We start from the raw sequence: 21391 nt of genomic DNA, 5'->3' as shown, positions 1-21391 counted from the left end.
CCCTCCGAGTGCCACCACTAAATCCAAAGCATGAGTGTAATCCGGTATCGAAGAACAATTCATTACTCTGAACCAGTGGCAAAGTTACTATTATTTCTTCCGTCCTGAAAATTTCTTGCTCGTTTTCCTTTCGGGGAACACAAAAGTCGTGTTAAACTCCCCGTCAAAGGCGACTATGGCATCGAAGCTCTTGCCCTGCTTGCTCTTGAAGCCTTTGAGCAGCTTCGTGTGCCCGTCGGTGAGCAGGTCTTTGATTTCGTCATCGGAAAGGGTGCGGTTCGCCTTCAGCCGGAACACGGGTAGCCCGCACTCCGCGTTGTCGCAGCGTACCACCTTGCCGTAGAACTGCATCCTGCCCGTTCCGCACTTGGGACACGCACAGCCGGAATCCTTGTGTGAGAAGAGTTTGTCGCACGAGAGCAGTTCGGAGGTGATTTCACGTGTGTACGCCTCTATCTCCTTGCGGAAAGTTTCGGCGGACAGCTCCCCGCGCTCGATGCGTGCCAGCTCCTTTTCCCATTCCCCTGTCAGGGCGACATCTGCAATGCGCATCGTCTTCACGACTGAATAAAGTGCGAGTCCTTTCTCGGTAGGCACAAGTGATTTCTTGCATCGTTCCATGTAACCGCGTTTGAAGAGCGTCTCGATAATCGCCGCACAGGTGGCAGGTGTGCCGATGCCGCAGTCCTTCAAAGCTTGACGGAGCGCGTCGTCCTCAATCTCCTTGCCCGCTGTTTCCATAGCGGAAAGCAAAGTCGCTTCGGTATGCAGCGGCTTGGGCTTGGTCTTTCCCTCCGTGATGGAGCAGCCTTTCAGCGTCAGCGTGTCGCCCTCCTGCCAGTCGGGGATGGAGATTTCCTCCTTGTCCTCCTCGCCATAGACGGCACGCCATCCGGCTTGCCTGATTACGCTGCCTTTCACGATAAACTCCACCCCGGCACACTCCGCCGTGACAGCGGTGGTGTCCTTGACGCATTTCTCTGAAAACGCCTCTATCATGCGTCCGGCAATCATCTGATAGACGGTGTTGTCCTCTTTGGAGAGGAACAGCGGCTTCTCTCCCGTGACGAGCAGGGCGTGGTGGTCGGTCACTTTGCTGCCGTCCACATTCCGGCGTGTCGGCTGCACCTTTGCCTGCACCTTGCCCTTCCATTCGGGCAAAGCCCCGATGAAGGCGAGCAGTTTGGGGATTTCGGCGAACACGTCTTCGGGGATGTAGCGGCTTCCCGTTCTCGGATAGGTGATGAGCTTCTTCTCGTAGAGCTTCTGCGCGATTTCAAGCGTCTGCTCCGCCGTGAAGCCGTGCTTGGCGTTGGCTTCCTTCTGCAAGGTAGTGAGGTCGTACAGCAGCGGAGTGTCCTCCGTCTTCTCCTTGCGCTCTGCTTTTGTGACGGTGGCTGCGCCTATTTCCTTTACCTTATTATATAATGCCGTTGCAGGTTCTTTCTCTTTCCATTTTTCAGAGGAGGAGAGTTTCACTGTCCCGTCATTATTGCCGTCCACGGCGATATGGAGCTGCCAGAAGGCTTCGGGCGTGAAGCGGCGGTTCTCCCAGTAGCGTTCGCACACCATTCCCAACGTGGGGGTCTGCACCCGCCCGACGGAGTATGTGCCGTGTCCGGCGGCGATGGAGAGAGCCTGCGTGCCGTTGATGCCCACGAGCCAGTCGGATTCGCTCCGCGCTTTGGCGGCAAGATAGAGGTTGTCATACTTGCTTCCATTTTCGAGGTTGCGCAAACCATCTCGGATAGCCTTGTCGGTAAGCGAGCTTATCCAGAGGCGAACGAACGGGGTGGTGCATCCGATGTAATGGTAGAGGTATCGGAAGATAAGCTCACCCTCGCGTCCGGCATCGGTCGCCACGATAATCTGTTCGCTTTTGTTGAACAGGGAAGTGATAACCTTTATCTGTGTCGTCACGCCGCTGTCGGGCTTGTAGCCCTTCTCCGTCTTTACCTGCCGTGGAATGAGCGTGAAGGTTTCGGGGATGACGGGCAGGTTGTCACGGACAAATTCGCGCACGCCGTATCCATCGGGCATGGCGAGCTGCACGAGGTGTCCGAACGCCCATGTCACGGCATAGCCGCCTCCCTCGAAATATCCTTCCTCTCTCTTTGTCGCGCCCACGATGCGGGCAATCTCACGTGCCACGAATGGCTTTTCTGCAATGATTGTCTTCATTATTTCTTGCTGTTTGATTGTTTACTTTTACTTGTTACTTTGGATTTAGTGGTGGACACCGGATTACATCCTCATGCCCTTGCTTTTTCTTTGGGGCTGCTCCTGATGCTGTTGCTGGGTTTCGTCCTTCGGGGCGGTCTGTCCTTTCTGCAACGGCTCTTTCAGGTTCTTGGTCGCCTCGTTGGTCTTGCCCTCGCTGTTCACCGCCACCTGCGTGCGGCTCTCGTTGGACGGGGCGACTTTCTGCGCGTTGTCGGGGTTGGTGTCGTAGCGGTACGGGCGTCCCTTCTCCGGGTTGAACCTGATGTACATCGTGGCGTGGAAGCCCTGCTTGTCGGTCACGTTCTCCAGTTTCACGGCTTTGCCAGCCACGTAGTCGGCTTTCTGCTGCTCGGTGAAGTCCACGCCGCTCCATTTGCTGATGGGGCGGATGCTGCCGTCGGCGTTCGTCCACGTGTTGCGCCGTTGCTCCTTCTGCGTGTTGGCGGTGGTTTCCGTACCCTGCGACTGCGCTTGCGTGGGATTGTCCTTCGTTTCCTGCGCTTGTGCGGTACGTGGCGACCTGCCCGTACCCGGCACGAACTCCACGCCGCGCTGCTCCACGTTCACTTGCAGGGTGGTGAGGAACTTCCTGCCGTCCTTGCGCTCGATGAGCTTGTCACGCACGGGCAGCCCGGCACGCAGCATGTCCTGCTCCTGCCTGGTGATCTCCGTGTTGCCGATACGCTCCGGTATGCGCACCTTGCTTGCCGGGACATCCGTGATCTCGTTCGTCTTGCGGTCGATGCTGACGAACGAGGGGGTGATTTCGCCCGTTTCCCTGTCCACAAGATCCACGACCCTGCCGAGGTTGCCCGTTTCACGGAGATTCTTGCGGTCTTCGTCGGAGAACTTGTGTTCCTTGTACTCGTCTAATTTCTGCTCCTTGCGGATGAAGTGCGGCACGAGGCTGACATCGCCCTCACCGTCCTTCCTAAAGGAGAGGCGGGCGTCCAGCTCGAAAGACTCACCGCCGAAATTGGGCGTTACCTTCACCAAGTCGGACTTGCCGTAGTTGAGCATCTTTGTCAGATCGCCCGACTTTTCAAGGTCGTCGCGCTTCACGCCCCATTTCTCCTCCAGCTCCTGCCAGTTGATTCTGCTCTCGTCGATGGGTTGGTAGCCCCGGTTGCCCTGCGTCTGCTGCGGGCTTTCCTGATTCTGTTCGTTTTTCTGTTCCATTTCTTCTTGATTTTTAGGTTCGTCATCTTGTTTCTGTCCCGGTTGTTCCTCCGGTTTCTGCTCTTGGTCAGCGGTCTGTGCCGCCTGTTCTTCCTGCACCTGCTTCTCGTAGCCGGAGGTGTCCACCGTGTGGGGCGCGAGCAGCTCCCTGTTAGCGTCCGGGTTCTTCAGCAGTTCCTTCATCACCTCCAGCAGTTTGTCGGCCTGCTCTGCCGCCACCCGGTAGAATCCGAAGCGGCTCGGCTCCTTGCACTGCCGGAAGAAATTCTTGAAGAAGTTGTCCAGCACGTCGCCGTGCCGGTCGAATTGCAGGAAACTCCGCGCGTTCTCCGCCTTGGCGGGGGTGCGCTTGGGGGAGCCGTCGGCATTCAGCCCGGCCACCACGCTGATTTCGCCCGTCTTTTCGTCACGGACTATCAGCACGTCCTTTTCGTCTGTTTTCTTTGCCATTTACTTTTGTTTTAATTGGTTTATTACAATTTGCGCCATGCTTCAAAGTTTCTCTCAAGTGCGTCCAGATGAAGCCGTAGCAGGTTCTCGACGAAACCGGACGCACTCATCCCACGCTCTCCGTGATAGCGTACCAACCTGTCGAGTCTGTTGCGCAATTCTTCGCTGATGAACACGGGCTTGCGGTTCGTGATTCTGGGAACTTGCAGGTATCTTTCCTTGTACTCATCAAGTGTGATCCGGCGTTTTCTTTGTCTCTGTGCGGTCTGGTTGCCGCCTGTTTTCTTCTTTTGTTCCATCTGATAAAAATTTTAATTGGTCGTTATTTATTGAACAGGTTGCGGATGCGTGCCTTGTAGAATTCGATGTCGTTCTGTCGGAAGTCCTTCACATGTTTGGAAAGGAAGTCCAGCACGTCCGTTTCACTGTAATAGGTCTTCTTGCCCAAGGTCTTGTAGGCGAGTGCGCCCTCGCTTCGGTAGCGTTGCAGGGTACGCTTGCTGATCTGGAGCAGCAAGCACAAGTCCTGATTGTCGAAAAGCCGGATGCCTTCGGACAGGGACGGTGGTTGCTGCCCCTGCGTCTTTATCGCCAGCAGCAGCTCGTCCTGACGGTCAAGGCGGTCGAGGATTTTCTGCATCCAGCCCTCGAAGTTGTTGCGGGTAAGCAGTTCCATATCTCATTTCCTCCTTCCTTTGCCGGTTTTCCTGCCGCCCGTCCGCAGGGAATAATTATGGAACAGGGCGTCTATCGTTTTTTCCTTGTTCCTGACGGTATTCGTTTCCAGCAATCTTTGCACTTCGGAGAGGCGGTAGCGGCAAGTGCCGCGTACTATCACATATTCTATGCGGTGGTCATCCCTCATCCGTTGCAGGGTACGGGTACTCACGTTCAGCAGTTCGGCGGCTTGGGCTGTATTGAGCAGGCAGTCTTTCGTCGCCGCATCCTGACGTTGTTTCTCCTCTTTCAATTCGCGGATATATCCGGCTATCTCCGTTATCTGTTCCATCATAGCCTGATATGCGGAACTCTCGATTGTTATCACTTTCATATACAGTTGTTTTTATTGTTTCTGTGGCAAAGTTCGGCAATAAACAATGGCGGCTTTAACAGCTCACTACGTGACTCACGCAAGATTTTTATGGAAATGGCTCCGTAACCCGGACAATCGGCGCAACAAGCTGCCATTCAGACAAAAACGATGGGCGTTTCAGCCCGTGCCGTTACCTTTGCGGCAAATTCAAAATCGTTTTGTATATGGAAATAGTATCTATCGAGAAAAAGACCTTCGGGGAAATGATGGCACAAACGGATGCCTTCGTGGAAAAGGTAGCCGCCTTACAGCGCAAAGGCGATGGAAAGCGGCTTGGGAAATGGCTCACGGGCGAAGAGGTCTGCGGGCAGTTGAGAATCAGCCTGCGCACGTTGCAGAAACTGCGGGACAGGGGCTTTATCGGTTATTCGCAAATCGGCTTCCGTTTTTACTACAAGCCGGAAGATGTGAAAAGGCTTATACCGCTTATCGGTACAATTTGCCCCACTGACAGATAACCAGGTCTAACTTAAAACAGATATGATTATGAACGAAGACAACAATGTTATCACGATGGATTGTGAATCAGTAGCCGTATTGCTGCAAAAGATACAGAAGGAATCCAGATGGCTCTCCGGTTTTTTTGAAAGTTACCGTCCCCCGTTGGATGGGGAGCGGTATCTGACGGACAAGGAAGTGGCGGAACTGTTGCGCGTCAGCCGCCGGACCTTGCAGGAATACCGCAACAACAGGATATTACCTTTTATCCTGTTGGCAGGAAAGGTGCTTTATCCGGAATCGGGACTGCGCGAAGTATTGGAAGCAAATTATAGAAAGCCACTGAAAGGATGAGATAAGGCGACTGTATGTACAAAGAGGATACGGACAACTCCGGTTGTGGAGCTGTCCGTTTCCTCTTTGTGTTGCCGGCATCGTCAATGTATCTTCAGCAATACCCGTTTGCCTTGTGGATGAGCATCACGTATGCCTGCTGCTTTTCTTTGGCAAGAGCCTTCTCCACCAGCCACCTTCGGAACACGTGCGTGCAGTAGGTGTTCAGCCGAAAAGCAATGGGGATGATGATTTCAAGGGCGTACACATCGGCGTGCAGACCGTTTTCAAGCCGCATGTAACGGCATACCTCGTAGTCGTCGTTCAGCACGTCCGACTTGCGGACGGCTTTGATGGCGGCGTTCACTGCCGGAACGCCTGCACGGAACAGTCCGGCGATTTCGGTGGCGGTCATCCATACCTCGTTACCGGTTACGCTGACCTTCTTGTCCTCTATGATAATTATTCCTCGCTTCATGTTTTTCTGTTTTTAAATGTTACATCCTGAAAATTCTTCAATGGTATTCAACCGTGCGGCAAGACTCTCCATGTCTTGGTTGAGCTTCTCCTTGGTTATCTTCGCATAAATCTGGGTGGTCTTTATACTTTTGTGCCCTAACATGGAACTCACCGTTTCAATGGGTACGCCGTTGGATAGGAACATCGTCGTGGCTGCCGTGTGGCGGCTTTGATGCCACGTGATATGCTTGGTGATGCCGCAACGCTTGGCGACAGCCCGGATTCCATGCAGACAGGTCATATAGTGGGGGACGGGAAATATCCTGCCGTCTTCACACAATCCCCGGTACTTGTCGATAATCCGCTTGGCGATGTCAAGCAGACGGATGTTGGAAACGACACCCGTCTTCTGACGGCTGATGTTGATCCACTCGTGGTCGTCGAAGTAGGTTCGGATATTCTCCTCCGTGAGATTGCGCATGTCAGCGAAGGACAAGCCCGTGAAGGCGCAGAACAGGTAGAGGTCGCGGTAAAGCTCCTGCTTGGCGTTCTTCAATTTCCCGTCCATCAGCAGGCGGATTTCATCTTTCGTCAGGAAACTGCGTGTCGTTTCCTCCTTCTTGATTTCGTACTCCCGGAACGGGTCGCGTGTGAGCCACTCGTTGTTGATGGCGATGAACACCATCGTCCGGAGCGGGCATACGTAAAGCCACACGGTGTTGGTGCAGCAGTGCTTGTCCGTGCGGAGGAACATCTCGAAGTCGGAGATGAACGCCGGGGTAAGCTCCTTCAAGGCGATGTCCTTCACATGGTAGCGGATGTTGAGGAACTCTTGCAGGTGCTTGTACACGGTCCTGTACTTGGCAAGCGTGCCTTTGGCTTTCATGCCTGCCTCCACCTGCTTCTCGTAGTCCTCGTTGTGCCGGCTGAACACCTGCATCAGCGTGTGGCAACGGTGTTCCAGTCCGAGAAAGGCGTTCTTGACCTTTTCCGCCGTGACGTAGTTGTCACGCTCCATGATTTCCTGATAGTGCTTGTTGATGCGCACCCGCATCTTGTCGAGCAGGCGGTTCGCTTCGAGTGCCGCCGTGCTTCTGCCCGTGACACGCCCGCCTTTGGTGTCCCACAACTTCGGATCGACGGTCAGCTTGCAACTGAACTGTGTCTGGCTTCCGTCCACCGTGATACGACCCATGACGGGCACTGTCCCGTCCTTCTTCACTACCTGCCTTTTGAGGTAAAAGATAACTGAAAATGTACTCTTCATCGTTCTGAACTTTTTTGGTTTCAAAATTACTTGGTGAAGAGCCTTTGGCTGGTACGCAAACAAATGCAAAATACTGCAATTTATTTCCGGTTCGGTTTTTCTTGCGTGAGTTGTTAGTAACTCACTATACCATAGTGATTTGCTATGTTTTTCCACATCCCCGTGACACATTACAGGGCATGGTAACAAATGGGTAACGTAGCGAAGTACCAACATGGCTGGAATATGACTTTTACCGTCGTCGAACTTCTGATGATAATCCCTAAAAGCACCTATCTATCAATATCTTTGCCTTACTTTTCCATATATCATTTTTTCTCGCTAACTTTGTACTTTCAATACTTGATACTTTCTCGAAATGACTGAAGATATAAAGAATAAACTTTTAATGTGTGCGGAGATGTATCATCGCGCAGACTTTATACAAAGCGATCCGGTGCAGTTTCCCCATCGTTATACGCTGAAACAGGATATCGAAGTCAGCGGTTTGCTGACAGCGATTATGAGTTTTGGCAATCGCAAACAGATCTTGAAGAAAGCGGACGAATTGCACGGGCTAATGGGAGATTCGCCTTATCAGTATGTATTGTCCTGCCAGTGGGAGAAGGATTTTCCTTCAGGAGCAACCAATAGCTTTTATCGGATGTTGTCGTATGCTGATTTTTATGGATACTTTCGGCGATTATATATAGCTTATACACAGTTTGAAAGTCTGGAGGAAGCTTTGATGTTATATCCCGGAATACCAATGGAAAAGTTATGTGCATTTCTTGAAGTTTCTGCCAAAAGTCCTCAAAAGAAACTGAATATGTTTTTGCGTTGGATGATTCGTCGGGATTCGGAGGTCGATTTGGGGATTTGGGAAAGTTTTGATCGCAGAGATTTGATTGTTCCTTTAGATACACATGTATGCCGGGTAGCACATTATTTCAAGTTGACGGATACGGAAACTTTTTCTTTGAAAAATGCCCGTCAGATAACGGCAGCATTGGCTACAGTCTTTCCGGATGATCCTTGTCTGGGCGATTTTGCTCTGTTCGGCTTGGGGGTGAATGGGGAGATTTAAATAGATAAACTAATAGTACTGATTTTTCCGGCTATTATCGAAAATATAGTGTTTTCTTAAGTTATTTCGATTATAACCGGAAAAGTCGATATTAAACCAACTTTATTCGATTATAATCGAAAAACTGGAGAACTGTTAGAACGTTGTTATCTTGTTTGTGAAATCCCTCCAACCATTTGCGTTCTTATATTTTTCCACAGATTCGGCAGGAACACGAATGACGGTAATATCATCCGGAAATCCGTACCATACTTTTTCAAATACCTGCGGAGGTGTTGTCCCTTCTACCTTTACTTCTTTAATACCTGTATTATTGAAAGCCGAAAAATTAATCTGTGTGACGTTTGCCGGAATGGTTAATTGGGTCACTTTCCTATTACCACCCAGTAATCCCTGTCCCAATATCCGAATACTTTCAGGTATTTCGAAGCGAGCCAATTTCGGACATCCTTCAAGACAATAGGGGTGGATCATAGCTTCGGGGTCATCATTGAAAGTACTCCCGTAGGTGGTCACTTCCGCCAATTCCGGGCAGTAATAAAAGGCTCTTTGCGCCATGGTTGTAACGCCGTTCGGTAACTTCACGGTTGTAACGCTACTTTCCCGGAATGTTTCCAATCCGATTGTTTTTACATTTTCCGGAATCTCAATCGTTTTCAGTTGAGATGTCTTAAGGAATGCCTGTGCTCCGATTTCTTTTAGTGTCGCAGGCAGCAGCACTTCTTCAACGCCCGCATATACAAAAGTGCTGGCGGGAAGTTTGGTGAGTTTCGTTTGGCTTAAATCTGCTTTTTTCAAATTCCGGCAATAGTAGAAAATGTTTTCCTCCATCTGTTCCAGGCTTGATGGAAATACTATTTCCTGAATGGCCGAATTGAAGAAAGCCATATCTCCAATCGATTTTAATCCTTCATTGAGTACTACCTTTGCTGTTTGGCTGTTGCTGAAGGCAGCTTTCGGGATTGATCTCACGCTATTGGGAAGTATGATTTCATTGTATCCTTTCAATATTTCCGTCAATACTCCGTTTTCTATACGGACGGGTGAAACCTGAACAGAAAAGCTTTTCTGTTTTCCTTCCAGTGTGATGGTTACTTCTTGTTTTTCGACAGGCGTGGATGAAGAGAAACCGCTGATCTGTTCCGGGGTAACTTTTACAGGCCGTTGTTTCCCGTCATCATATTTTCCTGTCACGTTAAGGCCGGTTAAGTCTATATTCTCTCCTAATGCATAAATTGTTTTTGAGGGTAGCTGTTCTATGAAGAAATCTTCAAGTGAAGCCTCTATGGGTTCAACAGGATTTGCTGCCGAAGGTGAATCTTTCCTGTATTCGTCATTTTCGGTGCTGCAACTTAGTAATATTGTTCCCAAAAACATTTGCAGGCAAAGTGCTGTAATTATATAAAGTCTAGTTTGCTTCATGTGATAAAGGCTTAGTTAGGGAATTGGGTTAAACGTATTTCTACTTTTACGGCTTTTCCGGCTTCTACGGTTTTGCCGGAAGACCATATCTGATAGTTGTTAGGGCCGCCCCCTTCTTGTACCACGAATGTCAGGAACCGTTGCGACTGCGTTGCAAACCATTCCTCTCGTGGCAGTACAAAGGTGGCCATACCACTTTCATTTGTCTGTATGATTGCAGTTGGCAAAGTTAAATTATCTTTTTCAAAAACCTTATAATCCTTTTCATTATACATTTTTACGGGAACGCCCGTTGCAATTTTTCCATTCTCATCATAAACGGATACCACTACTTTTGCTTCTTTCATTTCTTCGTTTCCTTTTTCGCATGCTACCATGAAAAGCATGGCGCTTAATAGAATAACAATCTTCTTCATAATCTTTTCTTTTTTCTAATTTTTCGAATGCAAAAGTAATAAGATTGCATCAAATTCGGGTTGTGATGCAATCTCGCAAATCTAACACTTTGATTTAAAGTATATTGATATTCAATGGATTATGAAAGATGTATTCTAAGATTTCTAACACAGGTCTAACACCTATCCGAAAAGTGCTAAAAACAACTCTTTATTGGCCGTTTCTGCCGATTTGATACGTGATTTGAGCCGTGACTTGCGAGCATATACATTAGCTACCGTATCTTTCATAAACAAACTGATTACTTGTGGAGAGAAACCTACAAAAATATAACAAAGCAGTCGTATGTCAGCTTCTTTCATTGACGAAAATTCATTCCGCAACTTCTCCATTGCATTATCATGGCAGGTATTTACGATAAGTTCCAGTTCTTGCAACATTGCATTGTTCTCTGCAAAATCGGTGATAATCTGTTTCACTTCGTGGAACATGGCTGCTTGTTGCGATGCGGTATTCTCACGTTCATAGTAAGTCTTTCCCAGTTTGTCAATGATGTCGAATCGTGAAGCTATCAAACCTTTTAAATGGCTTTCTGCATTGCGCTGTCCTTCCATATGTTCTGTCAGGGTTTTGTATTGGGCGTTGGCTTCTTCCGCCAATAGCAGGTAGCGGTCGGTACGTTCGCGTTGCAGGCGCAGACGTTGACGGATGATGTAGTATGCTACCCCTATTATTAGAAAAATTACGCTTGCTATGGTAATCTCCCAGGTAGTACGGTTCTTCATCCGGTATTCGGCAAATTTGGAGCGTTCCTTGAAATAGTCACGTTCCACCATACCGGCGGAGAATTGCATATTTGAACGTGTCAGCGAGTCAGTCAGATAGATATAATGGTGTATCTTCTCTGTCGCTTTCTCGAAGTTTCTGGCCTGCGCTTCAATCCGATAAGCGGTGTATTGCAGGTCTGCCATGTCACGTATATCGGTGGAATGTGTTTCTGCAAGTGCCAGATAGTAGCGTGCGCTGTCTATACGGTTTTTTAGTAGATTCACATCTACTAATGTATGGTATCCGTATAACGTATCTTGCCGGGCAGAGAGTTCGATGCGTTGCAGTAGGTCATGAGGAATTTGTTTCTTGCCTGACACCACATAGAGAGAAGCAAGATTGGTGAGACTGGCTTTGGCTAACTTATTGTACTTGTGCTCATCAGCCAAATCGAGTGCGGCAGAATAGAGTCGCATGGCTTTCTCCATATCTTTTGAATTGAAAGTTGCGGCTGCCATATCGAGAGTTGCCTCTGTTTCTTCACGAGTGTTATCAGTCTGCCGGAAGTTATTGCGAGCTTCACGAAAATAATGATAAGCCCGGCTATAGTTCATTTGGTCATAATACACTTCACCGATTTGACTGTATAAAAGCCCTGCATAATAAGGCTCATTGGTATCTTTCAGTTTCTCTTCAATTTCTAGGAAAAGACGTAACGCTCCCGGTTTGTCTCCTGCGCGCAGTTTAACCCGTCCCCAATAATAGAGAGTTTTGCATTGGCGGCGTAAATCTTTGGGATGATGTTTATAATGGCTCCAAGCCTGGCGAATGAGCGAATCATTGGTTACTTTGATGTGATTTTTGTCTAAAGCCTCTGAATAAAGCAACGCATACCTGGCCTGTTCAGCCTGGCCGCCTTCCGATTTGAGTTGTTGTAATATTGTTAAGGCACTATCCGGCTTATTTTGTAACAGTGCTTCCGCCTCATCAAGCCGGGAAATCTGTTCTCTGTTATAACATCCTGTAAAAAAGAGAATTACTAATAGTTCGAGTATAATTCTGCATTTCATGCTGTGAATGTAGTGAAAATATTTCGAGTTTAGTATGGAATCGTCATATCTTTATAATTCTTATGATGTTTAATTTTGTAAAGGTAGGAAAATAGATTCGAGTTGAATTTTTCGGACTAATATCAATATATCTTGAATATATAGTCTTTTAATAGTTCTTTTTCAACTTTAAAGTTGAATGTTTGTTGTGTTATACTACATTATTCATATCTTTGCATAAAGATATTTTAGATATGGATATAGAAACAGTCGATAAATTCTTGAAAGAATTTAAAGATAAGGCTAGGGTTTTCGGGATTATCTTTCGCATAGATAGAAAGAAGAATATGCAAGCTTTGCTTGATTTGGAGATTTCGGCAATTATGCGTGAAAAGATAATAATGTCTTTGACAGTTGAGGACTATTATAAAGGTCCTACGGAAGATAAGTTGAATTATATGGGAGAACTTTGGAAGTTTGGCAAGTCCGTAGATAAAAAGGAGGTTTATATCAAAATAAGTAAAGGTACTGGAGCAAATTCTCCAATCTGTGTCTCCTTTCATTTGGCAGAGAGAAAAATAGAACATCCTTTCAAAAATAAAAAGTAGAAGTTATGAAAAGTCCGTTTACAGGTGGTGACGCTGCATTGTGTCATGAGAAGCAATCATTTGAATTTCGAAAAGACAATTTTGAGATAGTATATCATTTTTATAGATGTAAGGATACAAATGAAGAGTTTACTACAACTGAACTTGATCAACTGAATATGAATCAAGTTTATAATTTGTATCGTCAGAAATATGCGATACCATTTCCGGATGAAATAAAAAGAGTCCGGGAATTATATGGTATATCTGCACTTCGAATGTCTAAACTTTTAGGTTTTGGCGATAACCAATATAGAAAATACGAAGAAGGAGAGATGCCTAGTGTGTCTAATGGAAAAATGATTTCAGCTTTGAAAGATCCTCATTTCTTTTTGGAAATTCTGAAACTTGCTCAAAATCAGTTTCCCAATGATGAGATACTTAAAATTGAAAAAAGGGTAAAGGAACTGTTATTAAATAATTCCTGTTTTGAGAATAAAATAAATGAATTTATATTTCACAACCATTTGTCTTTACGTTCAAGTATGAATGGGTATGCTTCTGTCATTCCCGAGAAGGTTAAGCAGATTATTGTCTTTTTTGCATCTGCATTACAAGGAGTTTTTGAAACAAAACTAAATAAATTATTATTTTATTCTGATTTTCTTTCCTATAAGAAATATGGTAAAGGTATTAGCGGGTTACAATACCAAGCTATAAGTTATGGGCCTGTTCCTGTGCGTTATAGTACTATATATGAGAACTTGGACGGATTAAAAAAGGAAATCATAAATTTGGGAAATGGTTATTCTGGAAGTATAATTACAACTGTTGAGCAATTTGAACAATCTTTATTTACAGTTGAAGAATTAGAGGTTTTACAATGTGTATTAGTTCATTTTGAGAAGAGTAAGGCTAATGAAATTTCAGAAATGAGTCATGCTGAAGAAGCGTGGCGTCAAAATGAAAAACAGCATAGCTTGATTGATTATAGTTATGCGTTTGATTTGAGACAGTTGTAATGTAAGCCCCCTTCCTAGTTCTGTATAAACAGAGAATCGCTATAAACTTATTAGATTTATATAGCGATTCTATAATTTATACGGGGACTTGAAGTTTTATGTAGTTTTAATTTATACCTATTACAGAACATCCGGCTCCTAATAATAGACTATAATTGGGATTATCGTCCGTTCTTGTTTTTATGTATCTAATTAAATCATTTACAGAACGTTCTTTAATTTTTAACTCTTCTCTAATCTCTGTTAGTGTGTACATAGTATTTAATTTAAAAATTGAATTTACAAAATTATTGAAACAATATTATATTCCAAAGCTTTTGGATGTTTTCTATCATATGTGGAATGAAAAATATTCCAAATCGCATTTGATTTTATCTTGAATAATTACTATGGGTATATATGCTGTAGCTTATCACTTAGGGATATTTGCTTATTAGTCTTATTAAACTTTCATTTTCTTTCTCCACCTCTGAAACCCTCTCATCAAACTTTCCTCTTCCACCGACTCCGCCATATCATACTTTATCACAAACTCATGCATTGACTTTATATACATCACTCCATTTTTGAACTTATTTTCCAACAGGAATGAATAAAGCTCCGCTTTCATTTCCACCTCAATTTCCTTTTCGATAATAAAGATACTGTCCTGCCCGAAATAATTATAAACTTCCGGATTCTTCCCTTGCCTTGGGCTGGGAAGAACAAAACAGATATTTCCTGTCTCTTTCCAGGAGACGCCTTGCGGATGAGGAACGGATAATTGATGCAGGAAGTGATAAATGGGAGTGAGGTGGGAGAGGTGGATTGGAGTGGGGAGCCTTGAAGGTGGATTGTTGTGCGATTGAAGTTCTAAACTTTGTCCGTATCGGACATACATATACCTCGCCAGATATGGCTTGATGGCAAACGTGACTGTAACCATGGGAATTGAATTTTGGATTGTTGAAATTTGTTGTATACTGATTGCCGCTTCGTGCGGCAGATTCTGTCGTGTTTGTTGGAAAAAATCCCATGGGTTACGGGGACGGAATTTTAATTCAGTAAGAAGTTGAAATTCAAATGGTTACAAATGCCGGTTTTTCCTTTAAAACCAACGGGCCGTTCCTTTAAAAGGAACGACCCGTTGCACACCGAGGAAGGACCTCTTCCTTTTAAAGGAACGGACGGCTCCCTAAAATCCATAGTGCAAAGCTATGCCTAATATTCTAATTTTTCAAAAGGAATAATAGCGGAAATATTTATATTATGTAATGAAATATCATAAATAGTATACATCTCTAATTTATGCGTATGCATATTGGAAATATGTAATAAAAATATACTGATTACTAGAACGTGTATTTTAACTATATTTATCAGATAACTATTCTTAAAGTGGAAAAACTTTTTATTCCATTTCTTGTTTCTTGCGTAACAGGCGGAAAAATAGTTCTGATAAGTAAGGTGAACTTCGTACTTTTACGTTTCAAACAAAAAAAGCAAGATATGATAACATCAGTGAAACTTATGCTGAATAAGAGCAGGATATTGAATAATGGCAGTTATCCTTTAGTATTTCAGGTGATCCACAATCGGAGAAAAAAGTTACTGTATACAGGCTACCGGGTGAAAGAGGAGGTGTTTGACGAGCTGGAAGGGAAGATTATGAATGGCGTAGGTTCTACTTTTACGGCTACAGAGGTCGTGAAAATGAACCGCGAGCTGCGGAAGATGCGGAATCGGATTGATACACGGATCAGGCAGCTTGAGCGGACAAGGGAAGAATTTACAGTGGAGGATATTCTGGCTCAAAGTGCTTTTGGTACAGGAAAACCACAGTTTTATTTATTGCGATATATCAATGCGCAGATTGAGCGTAAGCAGGAACTGAAGAAAGTGGGGATGGCTGCGGCCTACAAGAGCACCCGCTCGTCGTTGGCAAAATTTATAAGCCGCCCCGATGTCCGGATGTCGGAGGTCGATTCGGCGTTCGTCAGGAGATACGAGGATTTCCTGTATAGTAACGGCTCTTCCGGAAATACGGTAAGCTATTATCTGCGCAACTTGCGTTCCCTGTACAACCAGGCGGTAGCGGACGGTTATCATCCTCGTGGCGAATATCCGTTTGCGAAGGCACAGACCCGCCCGGCGAAAACGGTGAAACGTGCTTTGTCACGGACGGATATGCAGAATCTGGCGGACTTGAATTTGGAGAATGAACCTGAACTGGAGTTTGCCCGCGATTTGTATCTGTTCAGCTTTTATGCGCAGGGAATGGCTTTTGTCGATATTGTCCTTTTGAGGAAGAGCGATATTTGCAATGGTGTGCTGACTTATTCCCGTCATAAGTCGAAACAGTTGATTCGCATAGCGGTGACTCCGCAGATGCAGGGCTTGATGGATAAATACAAGACGGAAAATGAGTATCTCTTTCCGATAATCAGCGGTGAATACGCTTCGGGATACAAACAATACCGCCTGGCGTTAGGGCGTATCAACCGCCATTTGAAGAAAATCGCTGTTGCAGCTGATATAAAAGTTGCGTTGACGACGTACACCGCCCGCCATACCTGGGCTACCCTTGCCCGTGACTATGGAGCACCAATTTCTGTGATTAGTGCCGGACTAGGGCACACTTCGGAAGAAATGACACGCGTCTATTTGAAAGATTTCGATGTATCCATGCTTAATCAGGTGAACAGCATGGTTACAAATTTATCCAAGTGAAATGAAAATTTGTAATATAATCCGTTGAAAATTAGAAGATATAATATTTTTATTTATCTTTGCGATATTGTAATCTATTCTGTAATAGAGATTATATTAAAATCTCTTTGTTATTTTGAACTATTTCACGCTGCAAAGTAAGCTTATTTTTTTATAATATAAATTGTCATAAAGTACATTTTTTTATTCATTTTGTACACGTTGCGTGGTTATCCTCATTAATAGGGCTGTTTTCAGTCTGGCAGCGTTCCATTAACTGTTTGGCGGTACATCCGAAATATAGTTTGCAGTGACGGTTAAAGTTACTCTGCGAATCAAATCCCAATTCTTCAACGGCGTCTTTTATACATACTCCCGGTTCGGTCATTTTTTCGAGTATCCTTTGGTTCTTTTGTTTCAGCATCCATTGTTTGGCAGTCATTCCGAACACCTCGTTGAATTTGGAAAAGAAGCGGCTTCTTCCCAGGTTCGATAGTGAGATGAGCTGTTCTATATTATCCACTTTGGTATGGTTACGCATGACAAAATCCTTGAAGTCTATTTCTTTTCCGATGATAGGGTGAAGCAGGGTTGCAATCTCCCGCTTCTCATAAAATCCGCGCAGGAGAAAGAAGAATTCCCGTTGCATCAGGGTGTGCAGGTGTGCACAACTCATCCCGTTCTTGATACAGTGGGTTAACACTTCGAGGAATGGTGTCAGTGGGTAGTGTATTCTAATCGGTGAGAAGTCATATTCAATGTTGTTGCATAGCTCTGATAAAGATTGCAATATGAGCTTGTCACAGTTTCCTTCGGGCATATCGAAAAACATGGAGAGCAGGCTTGAACCGTTTTCTCCAATTCCCTTCAGCCGGGAAGAACGGGGGATGAGTATCATCTCTCCGGCATGAAACGATCTGTTGTGGAACTGGTTGCAAGTTATGGTGAAATCACCTTTCAGGAAGAATAGAAGATAATTCTTACTTGTAGTGTCTTCCTCAAATTCTGTGTTCTTATCGAACTCCAAATACTTGAATCCGGTTTCAATCGTTGTCATGTAGTTTTGGCATGACAGGTGTTCTTCGATGTACAGCAATTCGCTTTTCATAAGTTTTGTTTCCATGGCAATAACTGTTTTGATTGTTTGGTCTGTTACCTATCTGTTTGTTTCACAATTGTTTCAGTATCTGTATTTTTAATGAATTATATATCAGAATATTATTTTCTGTTTTGTTTGCTATGATTCATTTTATCATGATACTGAAACGTTATATGGGTGCTTTATGTGATATAAATCATTGGTAATTAGGTTTTTATTGTTTGTATTCTTTTGTTTTATCTCTATTACAGAATAGAGATGAAACAAAAGCAATAATAAATAATAAGATGACATGAAGAAATATCTATGTTTAATCGGAGTCTTGGGAATACTACTTTGTAATACGGGCAACTCTTACGCCCAAAAGGTTGCAGTAAAGACTAATTTGCTTTATGACGCTACTACTACAATGAACTTGGGGCTGGAAATAGGTTTGGGCAAGAAATGGTCTCTCGATTTATCCGGAAATTATAACCCCTGGAAGTTTGATGATGAAACGCGCCTTCGCCACTGGGGCGTACAGCCGGAACTTCGCTACTGGCTTTGTGAGAAATTCAACGGTCATTTTCTGGGTTTGCACGGACACTACGCCAAATACAATGTGGGCGGAATGTCATTTTTGAGTGATAACATGGAACGTCACCGTTATCAGGGACATTTGTGGGGCGGTGGAATATCCTACGGTTATCAGTGGCTGCTCGGCAACCGCTGGAGTATGGAGGCTGTACTTGGAGTCGGATATGCGCGGTTGGATCATTCCAAATATCCTTGTGCCACATGTGGAACCATTCAGAAAAGTGAGAAGAAAAACTACTTCGGCCCAACAAAAGCTGCCGTGAGTATCATATACATTATAAAATAGGCTAATGATGAAAAGAATCTGTATATACGTGACCTTGGGACTGCTAGGCGCAGTTTCCGCCCATGCCCAGGAGATAAATATCGGACAAGCCGTTGCCCGGAAAATAAGCGATGACAAAGTGGAAGTCTCATTTAATATGGATTGCAGTACACTGCGGCTTCCTTCACGCCGACAGATGATAATCACTCCTTTGATAATCAGCCGGTCGGAAAACGATACGCTCGCCCTGCCTTCAGTCTGCATTGCAGGCAGAAACCGTTATCGCATGAACAAGCGGAAAGAAAGTCTGTATGGCAAAGAACCGGCTGCGGGAGAGAGACAGGAAATGATTCGTTTTAACAGGAAACGGGATATGTTGTTAGAATATAACGAAACAGTCCCGGCACAGGAGTGGATGTCCGGAGCACGTGTCGAGATATTCCGTGAATTACAGGGATGCGCAGGTTGCGGAGAAGCACTGGGTAATGATCCCGTAGCGGAGCTTCCTTTATTCAAAGAGGTAGTGGAACGCCCGAATCTGGAAATAATGGTGGCACAGGCAGAGGAGAAACGCCGTTCTTTCACCCGCAGTGCATATCTTAATTTTAAAGTGAACCAGTCGGCATTGCTTGCCGATTATATGAATAATCCTGCCGAACTGGCTAAAATCCATTCGTCCATTGATTCTATCCGTGAGGATGATAACTATCGTATTGCCCGGATTAAGATAGTGGGCTACTCATCGCCGGAAGGCAATTATGACGGCAATGCCCGCCTTTCCGAACAACGTGCGAAAGCGTTGGTACAAAACCTGAAACATGCCTATAAGCTGGACGACAGTATGATAGAATGCCGTTCGGTGCCGGAAAACTGGGAGGGACTAGCTGCATGGTTGTGCGAATACCGTCCTTCCTATATGCAGAAAGTACTCGATATTATCGGGCAGACTCCCGAACCGGATGCGCGCGATGCGAAGATAAAAGCTATCGATGGCGGAAAAATATATAATGCCTTATTGCAAGAGGTATATCCGAAGCTGCGCTTAGTGGAATATACAGTCAGCTATACAGTGGTTCCGTTCTCTGTAGAGCAGGGACGGGAAATCATCAGAACACGTCCCGATAAGATGAACCATAACGAAATGTATCAGGTCGCAGTCAGCTACGGCAAAGGTTCGGACGAATACAACAGGATTATCCGGATGATTGCTGACCGTTTTCCGAGTGACAGGATAGCTAACAATAACGCCGCTATCGTGGCTTGGGAAATGGGAGATTACGACGCGATGCGGGTGTACCTGAAACGTTTGGAAGGTATAAAAGCTGAATAATATAATCTGAAACTTATACTTAGTAATTAACATTTTAGTATTCATTAAATTTTAAAACAATGAAATTGGACAAATCTTTTTTAACGCTGTTTGTCGGACTGGCGATGGCAGCATGTAGTAATGATGAAGAGATGGCAACCGGCGGACAAGACCTGTTGCCGATAGACGGCAGGGAGGCTTATATGTCCGTAGTTGTAGATATGCCTAAAAGTACGGGAACACGCGCTCCTGGAGAAAATCACGGAACAGCGGACGAACAGAATGTAAACGAAGTACTCCTTGCATTGTTTGATGCATCAGACGTTTGTTTGGAGACAAAGACATTGGCTTCGGCCGAGTATATTTTGAATGCAGGCGGTAATCCTGCAGCAGGGACCGGAAATGCATTCAAAGTTCCTTCTACTACCGCCAAAGTACTGGCAGTAGTTAATCCGAGCGACAAGTTCAAGGCTGCCTGTGTAGCTTCAGCTTCCTGGTCTGTCATCAATGGTGCTGTAGAGCAGGCACTCGAAGAGGTGATTGGAGCAGCAAAGAACAACTTTATGATGATTAACGCCGGCGACAATGCAAATCCGGCTAACGGAGCATTGGTGACAGCTAATGTGAAGGTGGTTGATGGAACGCTTATTGCTGATGCTACTGCCGCGATTGCCGCTGCCGAAGCTGACCGTTCCCTGATTCACGTAGACCGTGTCGTTGCCAAGGTTTCTTTAGGAATAAATCCGGGTGGTGTCACAGTTCCGGCAGGAGTAACCTGTACATTCGGCAACTGGGCATTGAATGTTACCAACAAGAGCATGTTCCCGTATGCTGAAATCGTAATGCCCGCCGGAGGTTCTGCAGGTGCGGATTACAGAATTGACCCGAACTATGAACTGGCAGGATTCAATGTGTCACAGTTCAACTATCTGAAAGTTGCTGACGACGGAACTTTGCCTGCTGATTTTTCAGCTATGACGGATAGCAAATACTGTCTTGAGAACACAATGGCTGCCGACGCACAAACCCAGGCACAGACTACAGCTGCCGTAGCAAGTGCGGTTTACACTCCTAATTCATTTACAGCAGGCGATAGCTGGTTCCGCCTTTTGGGTGTCACTTATAAGACACTGGCTGATTTGCAGGCAGTATATAATGCTGCAAAAGCAGTTACTTCACCGGATGCATTGCAAACACAGATAATCACTCTTTGTGACCAGTTCTATGCACGTATGTCTGCTGCCGCTACTGCACAAGGCAAAACTGTCGGTGCTGATTTTGCCGCTATTACTCTCGCCGAACTGGACGCTATTGCGAACGGTGGTGAATACTCCAAGCCTGATGCAACAGCCGGTGAAACCGTAGGTGTAGAATACTTCCAGAAAGGTGTATGCTATTATAACATCCTCATCCGTCATGACGATGCAATCACCGCCACAATGGCACTTGGCAAATACGGTGTTGTACGTAACAACTGGTACACATTGACTATCAACAGCGTGAAACAACCGGGTACTCCCTGGATTCCTGATACCACAGATCCTACTGACCCTGAAAAACCGGGTGAGAATGATGATGACGCTGAAGCATATCTCTCTGTAAGTATTACGGTAAATCCATGGACTACCTGGAGTCAGGGAGTGGATTTGTAATGACAACTATATCGGGCTAAAATAACAATTAAAATAATAAGAAGGCGTTA

21 protein-coding genes are annotated in these 21391 nt (G+C 45.4%); 9 read left to right on the top strand and 12 right to left on the bottom strand.

What is annotated here, in order from left to right; genetic code table 11:
* Nucleotides 1–90: 90 nt before the first annotated feature.
* The 5 genes from DWZ47_RS07955 to DWZ47_RS07935 all read right to left on the bottom strand — a co-directional run bounded on the left by DWZ47_RS07955 (nt 91) and on the right by DWZ47_RS07935 (nt 4903).
* Nucleotides 91–2181, bottom strand: a complete 2091-nt coding sequence (locus tag DWZ47_RS07955) for a type IA DNA topoisomerase (protein WP_117512736.1) — start codon at nt 2179–2181, stop codon at nt 91–93.
* Between the two features lie 63 nt (nt 2182–2244).
* Nucleotides 2245–3852: a DUF4099 domain-containing protein gene (locus DWZ47_RS07950; RefSeq protein ID WP_117512734.1), complete on the bottom strand. Its 1608-nt coding sequence runs from the start codon at nt 3850–3852 to the stop codon at nt 2245–2247.
* Between the two features lie 23 nt (nt 3853–3875).
* Nucleotides 3876–4151, bottom strand: coding sequence for a DUF3408 domain-containing protein (locus tag DWZ47_RS07945; protein ID WP_106624792.1), 276 nt, complete (start codon nt 4149–4151; stop codon nt 3876–3878).
* A gap of 23 nt (nt 4152–4174) precedes the next feature.
* Nucleotides 4175–4528: a helix-turn-helix domain-containing protein gene (locus tag DWZ47_RS07940; protein ID WP_117512732.1), complete on the bottom strand. Its 354-nt coding sequence runs from the start codon at nt 4526–4528 to the stop codon at nt 4175–4177.
* Nucleotides 4529–4531: 3 nt separating this feature from the next.
* Nucleotides 4532–4903 (bottom strand): helix-turn-helix domain-containing protein, encoded by a 372-nt coding sequence (locus DWZ47_RS07935; protein WP_106624794.1) that lies wholly within the window; start codon nt 4901–4903, stop codon nt 4532–4534.
* Between the two features lie 200 nt (nt 4904–5103).
* Between DWZ47_RS07935 and DWZ47_RS07925 the strand changes: the two genes are divergently transcribed.
* Nucleotides 5104–5403, top strand: a complete 300-nt coding sequence (locus tag DWZ47_RS07925) for a helix-turn-helix domain-containing protein (protein ID WP_181951175.1) — start codon at nt 5104–5106, stop codon at nt 5401–5403.
* Between the two features lie 25 nt (nt 5404–5428).
* Nucleotides 5429–5737: a helix-turn-helix domain-containing protein gene (locus DWZ47_RS07920; RefSeq protein ID WP_117512830.1), complete on the top strand. Its 309-nt coding sequence runs from the start codon at nt 5429–5431 to the stop codon at nt 5735–5737.
* 94 nt (nt 5738–5831) lie between these two features.
* Here DWZ47_RS07920 and DWZ47_RS07915 read toward each other — a convergent pair whose 3' ends face one another.
* Together DWZ47_RS07915 and DWZ47_RS07910 are read right to left on the bottom strand one after the other, a co-directional pair.
* A complete protein-coding gene (locus DWZ47_RS07915; RefSeq protein ID WP_117512731.1) occupies nt 5832–6194 on the bottom strand; it encodes a RhuM protein in 363 nt (120 codons plus the stop codon).
* Nucleotides 6195–6206: 12 nt separating this feature from the next.
* On the bottom strand, nt 6207–7442 hold the full coding sequence (locus DWZ47_RS07910; RefSeq protein ID WP_117512730.1) for a site-specific integrase: 1236 nt from the start codon (nt 7440–7442) through the stop codon (nt 6207–6209).
* 358 nt (nt 7443–7800) lie between these two features.
* Between DWZ47_RS07910 and DWZ47_RS07905 the strand changes: the two genes are divergently transcribed.
* Nucleotides 7801–8508, top strand: a complete 708-nt coding sequence (locus tag DWZ47_RS07905; protein ID WP_008774575.1) for a TIGR02757 family protein — start codon at nt 7801–7803, stop codon at nt 8506–8508.
* 135 nt (nt 8509–8643) lie between these two features.
* Here DWZ47_RS07905 and DWZ47_RS07900 read toward each other — a convergent pair whose 3' ends face one another.
* From DWZ47_RS07900 to DWZ47_RS07890, 3 genes are all read right to left on the bottom strand, one after another.
* A complete protein-coding gene (locus DWZ47_RS07900) occupies nt 8644–9930 on the bottom strand; it encodes a leucine-rich repeat protein (RefSeq protein WP_008774574.1) in 1287 nt (428 codons plus the stop codon).
* Nucleotides 9931–9941: 11 nt separating this feature from the next.
* Nucleotides 9942–10346: a hypothetical protein gene (locus DWZ47_RS07895; RefSeq protein WP_008649835.1), complete on the bottom strand. Its 405-nt coding sequence runs from the start codon at nt 10344–10346 to the stop codon at nt 9942–9944.
* Between the two features lie 162 nt (nt 10347–10508).
* The gene (locus DWZ47_RS07890; RefSeq protein ID WP_008774573.1) at nt 10509–12164 is read right to left on the bottom strand and encodes a hypothetical protein; all 1656 of its coding nucleotides are present in this window, start codon (nt 12162–12164) and stop codon (nt 10509–10511) included.
* Between the two features lie 233 nt (nt 12165–12397).
* Here DWZ47_RS07890 and DWZ47_RS07885 point away from each other — a divergent pair, with 233 nt between their 5' ends.
* Both DWZ47_RS07885 and DWZ47_RS07880 read left to right on the top strand, forming a co-directional pair.
* Complete coding sequence (locus DWZ47_RS07885) at nt 12398–12751, top strand: type II toxin-antitoxin system MqsR family toxin (protein ID WP_008649839.1); 354 nt, start codon at nt 12398–12400, stop codon at nt 12749–12751.
* A gap of 5 nt (nt 12752–12756) precedes the next feature.
* Nucleotides 12757–13752 carry a type II toxin-antitoxin system antitoxin SocA domain-containing protein gene (locus DWZ47_RS07880; RefSeq protein ID WP_009040197.1) on the top strand — a complete coding sequence of 332 codons (996 nt, stop codon included), beginning with the start codon at nt 12757–12759 and terminating at the stop codon, nt 13750–13752.
* A gap of 442 nt (nt 13753–14194) precedes the next feature.
* Here DWZ47_RS07880 and DWZ47_RS07875 read toward each other — a convergent pair whose 3' ends face one another.
* Nucleotides 14195–14677, bottom strand: coding sequence for a hypothetical protein (locus DWZ47_RS07875; protein WP_008649850.1), 483 nt, complete (start codon nt 14675–14677; stop codon nt 14195–14197).
* A 563-nt stretch (nt 14678–15240) separates the two neighbouring features.
* Between DWZ47_RS07875 and DWZ47_RS07870 the strand changes: the two genes are divergently transcribed.
* Nucleotides 15241–16461: a site-specific integrase gene (locus tag DWZ47_RS07870; RefSeq protein ID WP_032852803.1), complete on the top strand. Its 1221-nt coding sequence runs from the start codon at nt 15241–15243 to the stop codon at nt 16459–16461.
* A 187-nt stretch (nt 16462–16648) separates the two neighbouring features.
* Here DWZ47_RS07870 and DWZ47_RS07865 read toward each other — a convergent pair whose 3' ends face one another.
* Nucleotides 16649–17563, bottom strand: a complete 915-nt coding sequence (locus DWZ47_RS07865) for a helix-turn-helix domain-containing protein (protein WP_008649853.1) — start codon at nt 17561–17563, stop codon at nt 16649–16651.
* 268 nt (nt 17564–17831) lie between these two features.
* Here DWZ47_RS07865 and DWZ47_RS07860 point away from each other — a divergent pair, with 268 nt between their 5' ends.
* The 3 genes from DWZ47_RS07860 to DWZ47_RS07850 are packed head-to-tail and all read left to right on the top strand — an operon-like array spanning nt 17832 to nt 21341.
* The gene (locus DWZ47_RS07860; protein ID WP_055279194.1) at nt 17832–18401 is read left to right on the top strand and encodes a DUF3575 domain-containing protein; all 570 of its coding nucleotides are present in this window, start codon (nt 17832–17834) and stop codon (nt 18399–18401) included.
* A gap of 4 nt (nt 18402–18405) precedes the next feature.
* Entirely contained in the window at nt 18406–19710 is a 1305-nt protein-coding gene (locus DWZ47_RS07855) for a DUF3868 domain-containing protein (protein ID WP_117512729.1), read from the top strand.
* Nucleotides 19711–19769: 59 nt separating this feature from the next.
* On the top strand, nt 19770–21341 hold the full coding sequence (locus DWZ47_RS07850; protein WP_008649857.1) for an Mfa1 family fimbria major subunit: 1572 nt from the start codon (nt 19770–19772) through the stop codon (nt 21339–21341).
* Nucleotides 21342–21391: the final 50 nt, after the last annotated feature.

It is taken from the genome of Bacteroides sp. AF32-8BH, assembly GCF_003435205.1.
Taxonomy (GTDB): domain Bacteria; phylum Bacteroidota; class Bacteroidia; order Bacteroidales; family Bacteroidaceae; genus Bacteroides; species Bacteroides ovatus.
This window is presented reverse-complemented; position numbering and strand designations above follow the sequence as displayed.

Bases quoted from the DNA above. Each gene is read 5' to 3' on its own strand.
- DWZ47_RS07955 (WP_117512736.1), bottom strand. From the start codon at position 2,181: ATGAAGACAATCATTGCAGAAAAGCCATTCGTGGCACGTGAGATTGCC.
- DWZ47_RS07950 (WP_117512734.1), bottom strand. From the start codon at position 3,852: ATGGCAAAGAAAACAGACGAAAAGGACGTGCTGATAGTCCGTGACGAA.
- DWZ47_RS07945 (WP_106624792.1), bottom strand. From the start codon at position 4,151: ATGGAACAAAAGAAGAAAACAGGCGGCAACCAGACCGCACAGAGACAA.
- DWZ47_RS07940 (WP_117512732.1), bottom strand. From the start codon at position 4,528: ATGGAACTGCTTACCCGCAACAACTTCGAGGGCTGGATGCAGAAAATC.
- DWZ47_RS07935 (WP_106624794.1), bottom strand. From the start codon at position 4,903: ATGAAAGTGATAACAATCGAGAGTTCCGCATATCAGGCTATGATGGAA.
- DWZ47_RS07915 (WP_117512731.1), bottom strand. From the start codon at position 6,194: ATGAAGCGAGGAATAATTATCATAGAGGACAAGAAGGTCAGCGTAACC.
- DWZ47_RS07910 (WP_117512730.1), bottom strand. From the start codon at position 7,442: ATGAAGAGTACATTTTCAGTTATCTTTTACCTCAAAAGGCAGGTAGTG.
- DWZ47_RS07905 (WP_008774575.1), top strand. From the start codon at position 7,801: ATGACTGAAGATATAAAGAATAAACTTTTAATGTGTGCGGAGATGTAT.
- DWZ47_RS07900 (WP_008774574.1), bottom strand. From the start codon at position 9,930: ATGAAGCAAACTAGACTTTATATAATTACAGCACTTTGCCTGCAAATG.
- DWZ47_RS07895 (WP_008649835.1), bottom strand. From the start codon at position 10,346: ATGAAGAAGATTGTTATTCTATTAAGCGCCATGCTTTTCATGGTAGCA.
- DWZ47_RS07890 (WP_008774573.1), bottom strand. From the start codon at position 12,164: ATGAAATGCAGAATTATACTCGAACTATTAGTAATTCTCTTTTTTACA.
- DWZ47_RS07885 (WP_008649839.1), top strand. From the start codon at position 12,398: ATGGATATAGAAACAGTCGATAAATTCTTGAAAGAATTTAAAGATAAG.
- DWZ47_RS07880 (WP_009040197.1), top strand. From the start codon at position 12,757: ATGAAAAGTCCGTTTACAGGTGGTGACGCTGCATTGTGTCATGAGAAG.
- DWZ47_RS07875 (WP_008649850.1), bottom strand. From the start codon at position 14,677: ATGGTTACAGTCACGTTTGCCATCAAGCCATATCTGGCGAGGTATATG.
- DWZ47_RS07870 (WP_032852803.1), top strand. From the start codon at position 15,241: ATGATAACATCAGTGAAACTTATGCTGAATAAGAGCAGGATATTGAAT.
- DWZ47_RS07865 (WP_008649853.1), bottom strand. From the start codon at position 17,563: ATGGAAACAAAACTTATGAAAAGCGAATTGCTGTACATCGAAGAACAC.
- DWZ47_RS07860 (WP_055279194.1), top strand. From the start codon at position 17,832: ATGAAGAAATATCTATGTTTAATCGGAGTCTTGGGAATACTACTTTGT.
- DWZ47_RS07855 (WP_117512729.1), top strand. From the start codon at position 18,406: ATGATGAAAAGAATCTGTATATACGTGACCTTGGGACTGCTAGGCGCA.
- DWZ47_RS07850 (WP_008649857.1), top strand. From the start codon at position 19,770: ATGAAATTGGACAAATCTTTTTTAACGCTGTTTGTCGGACTGGCGATG.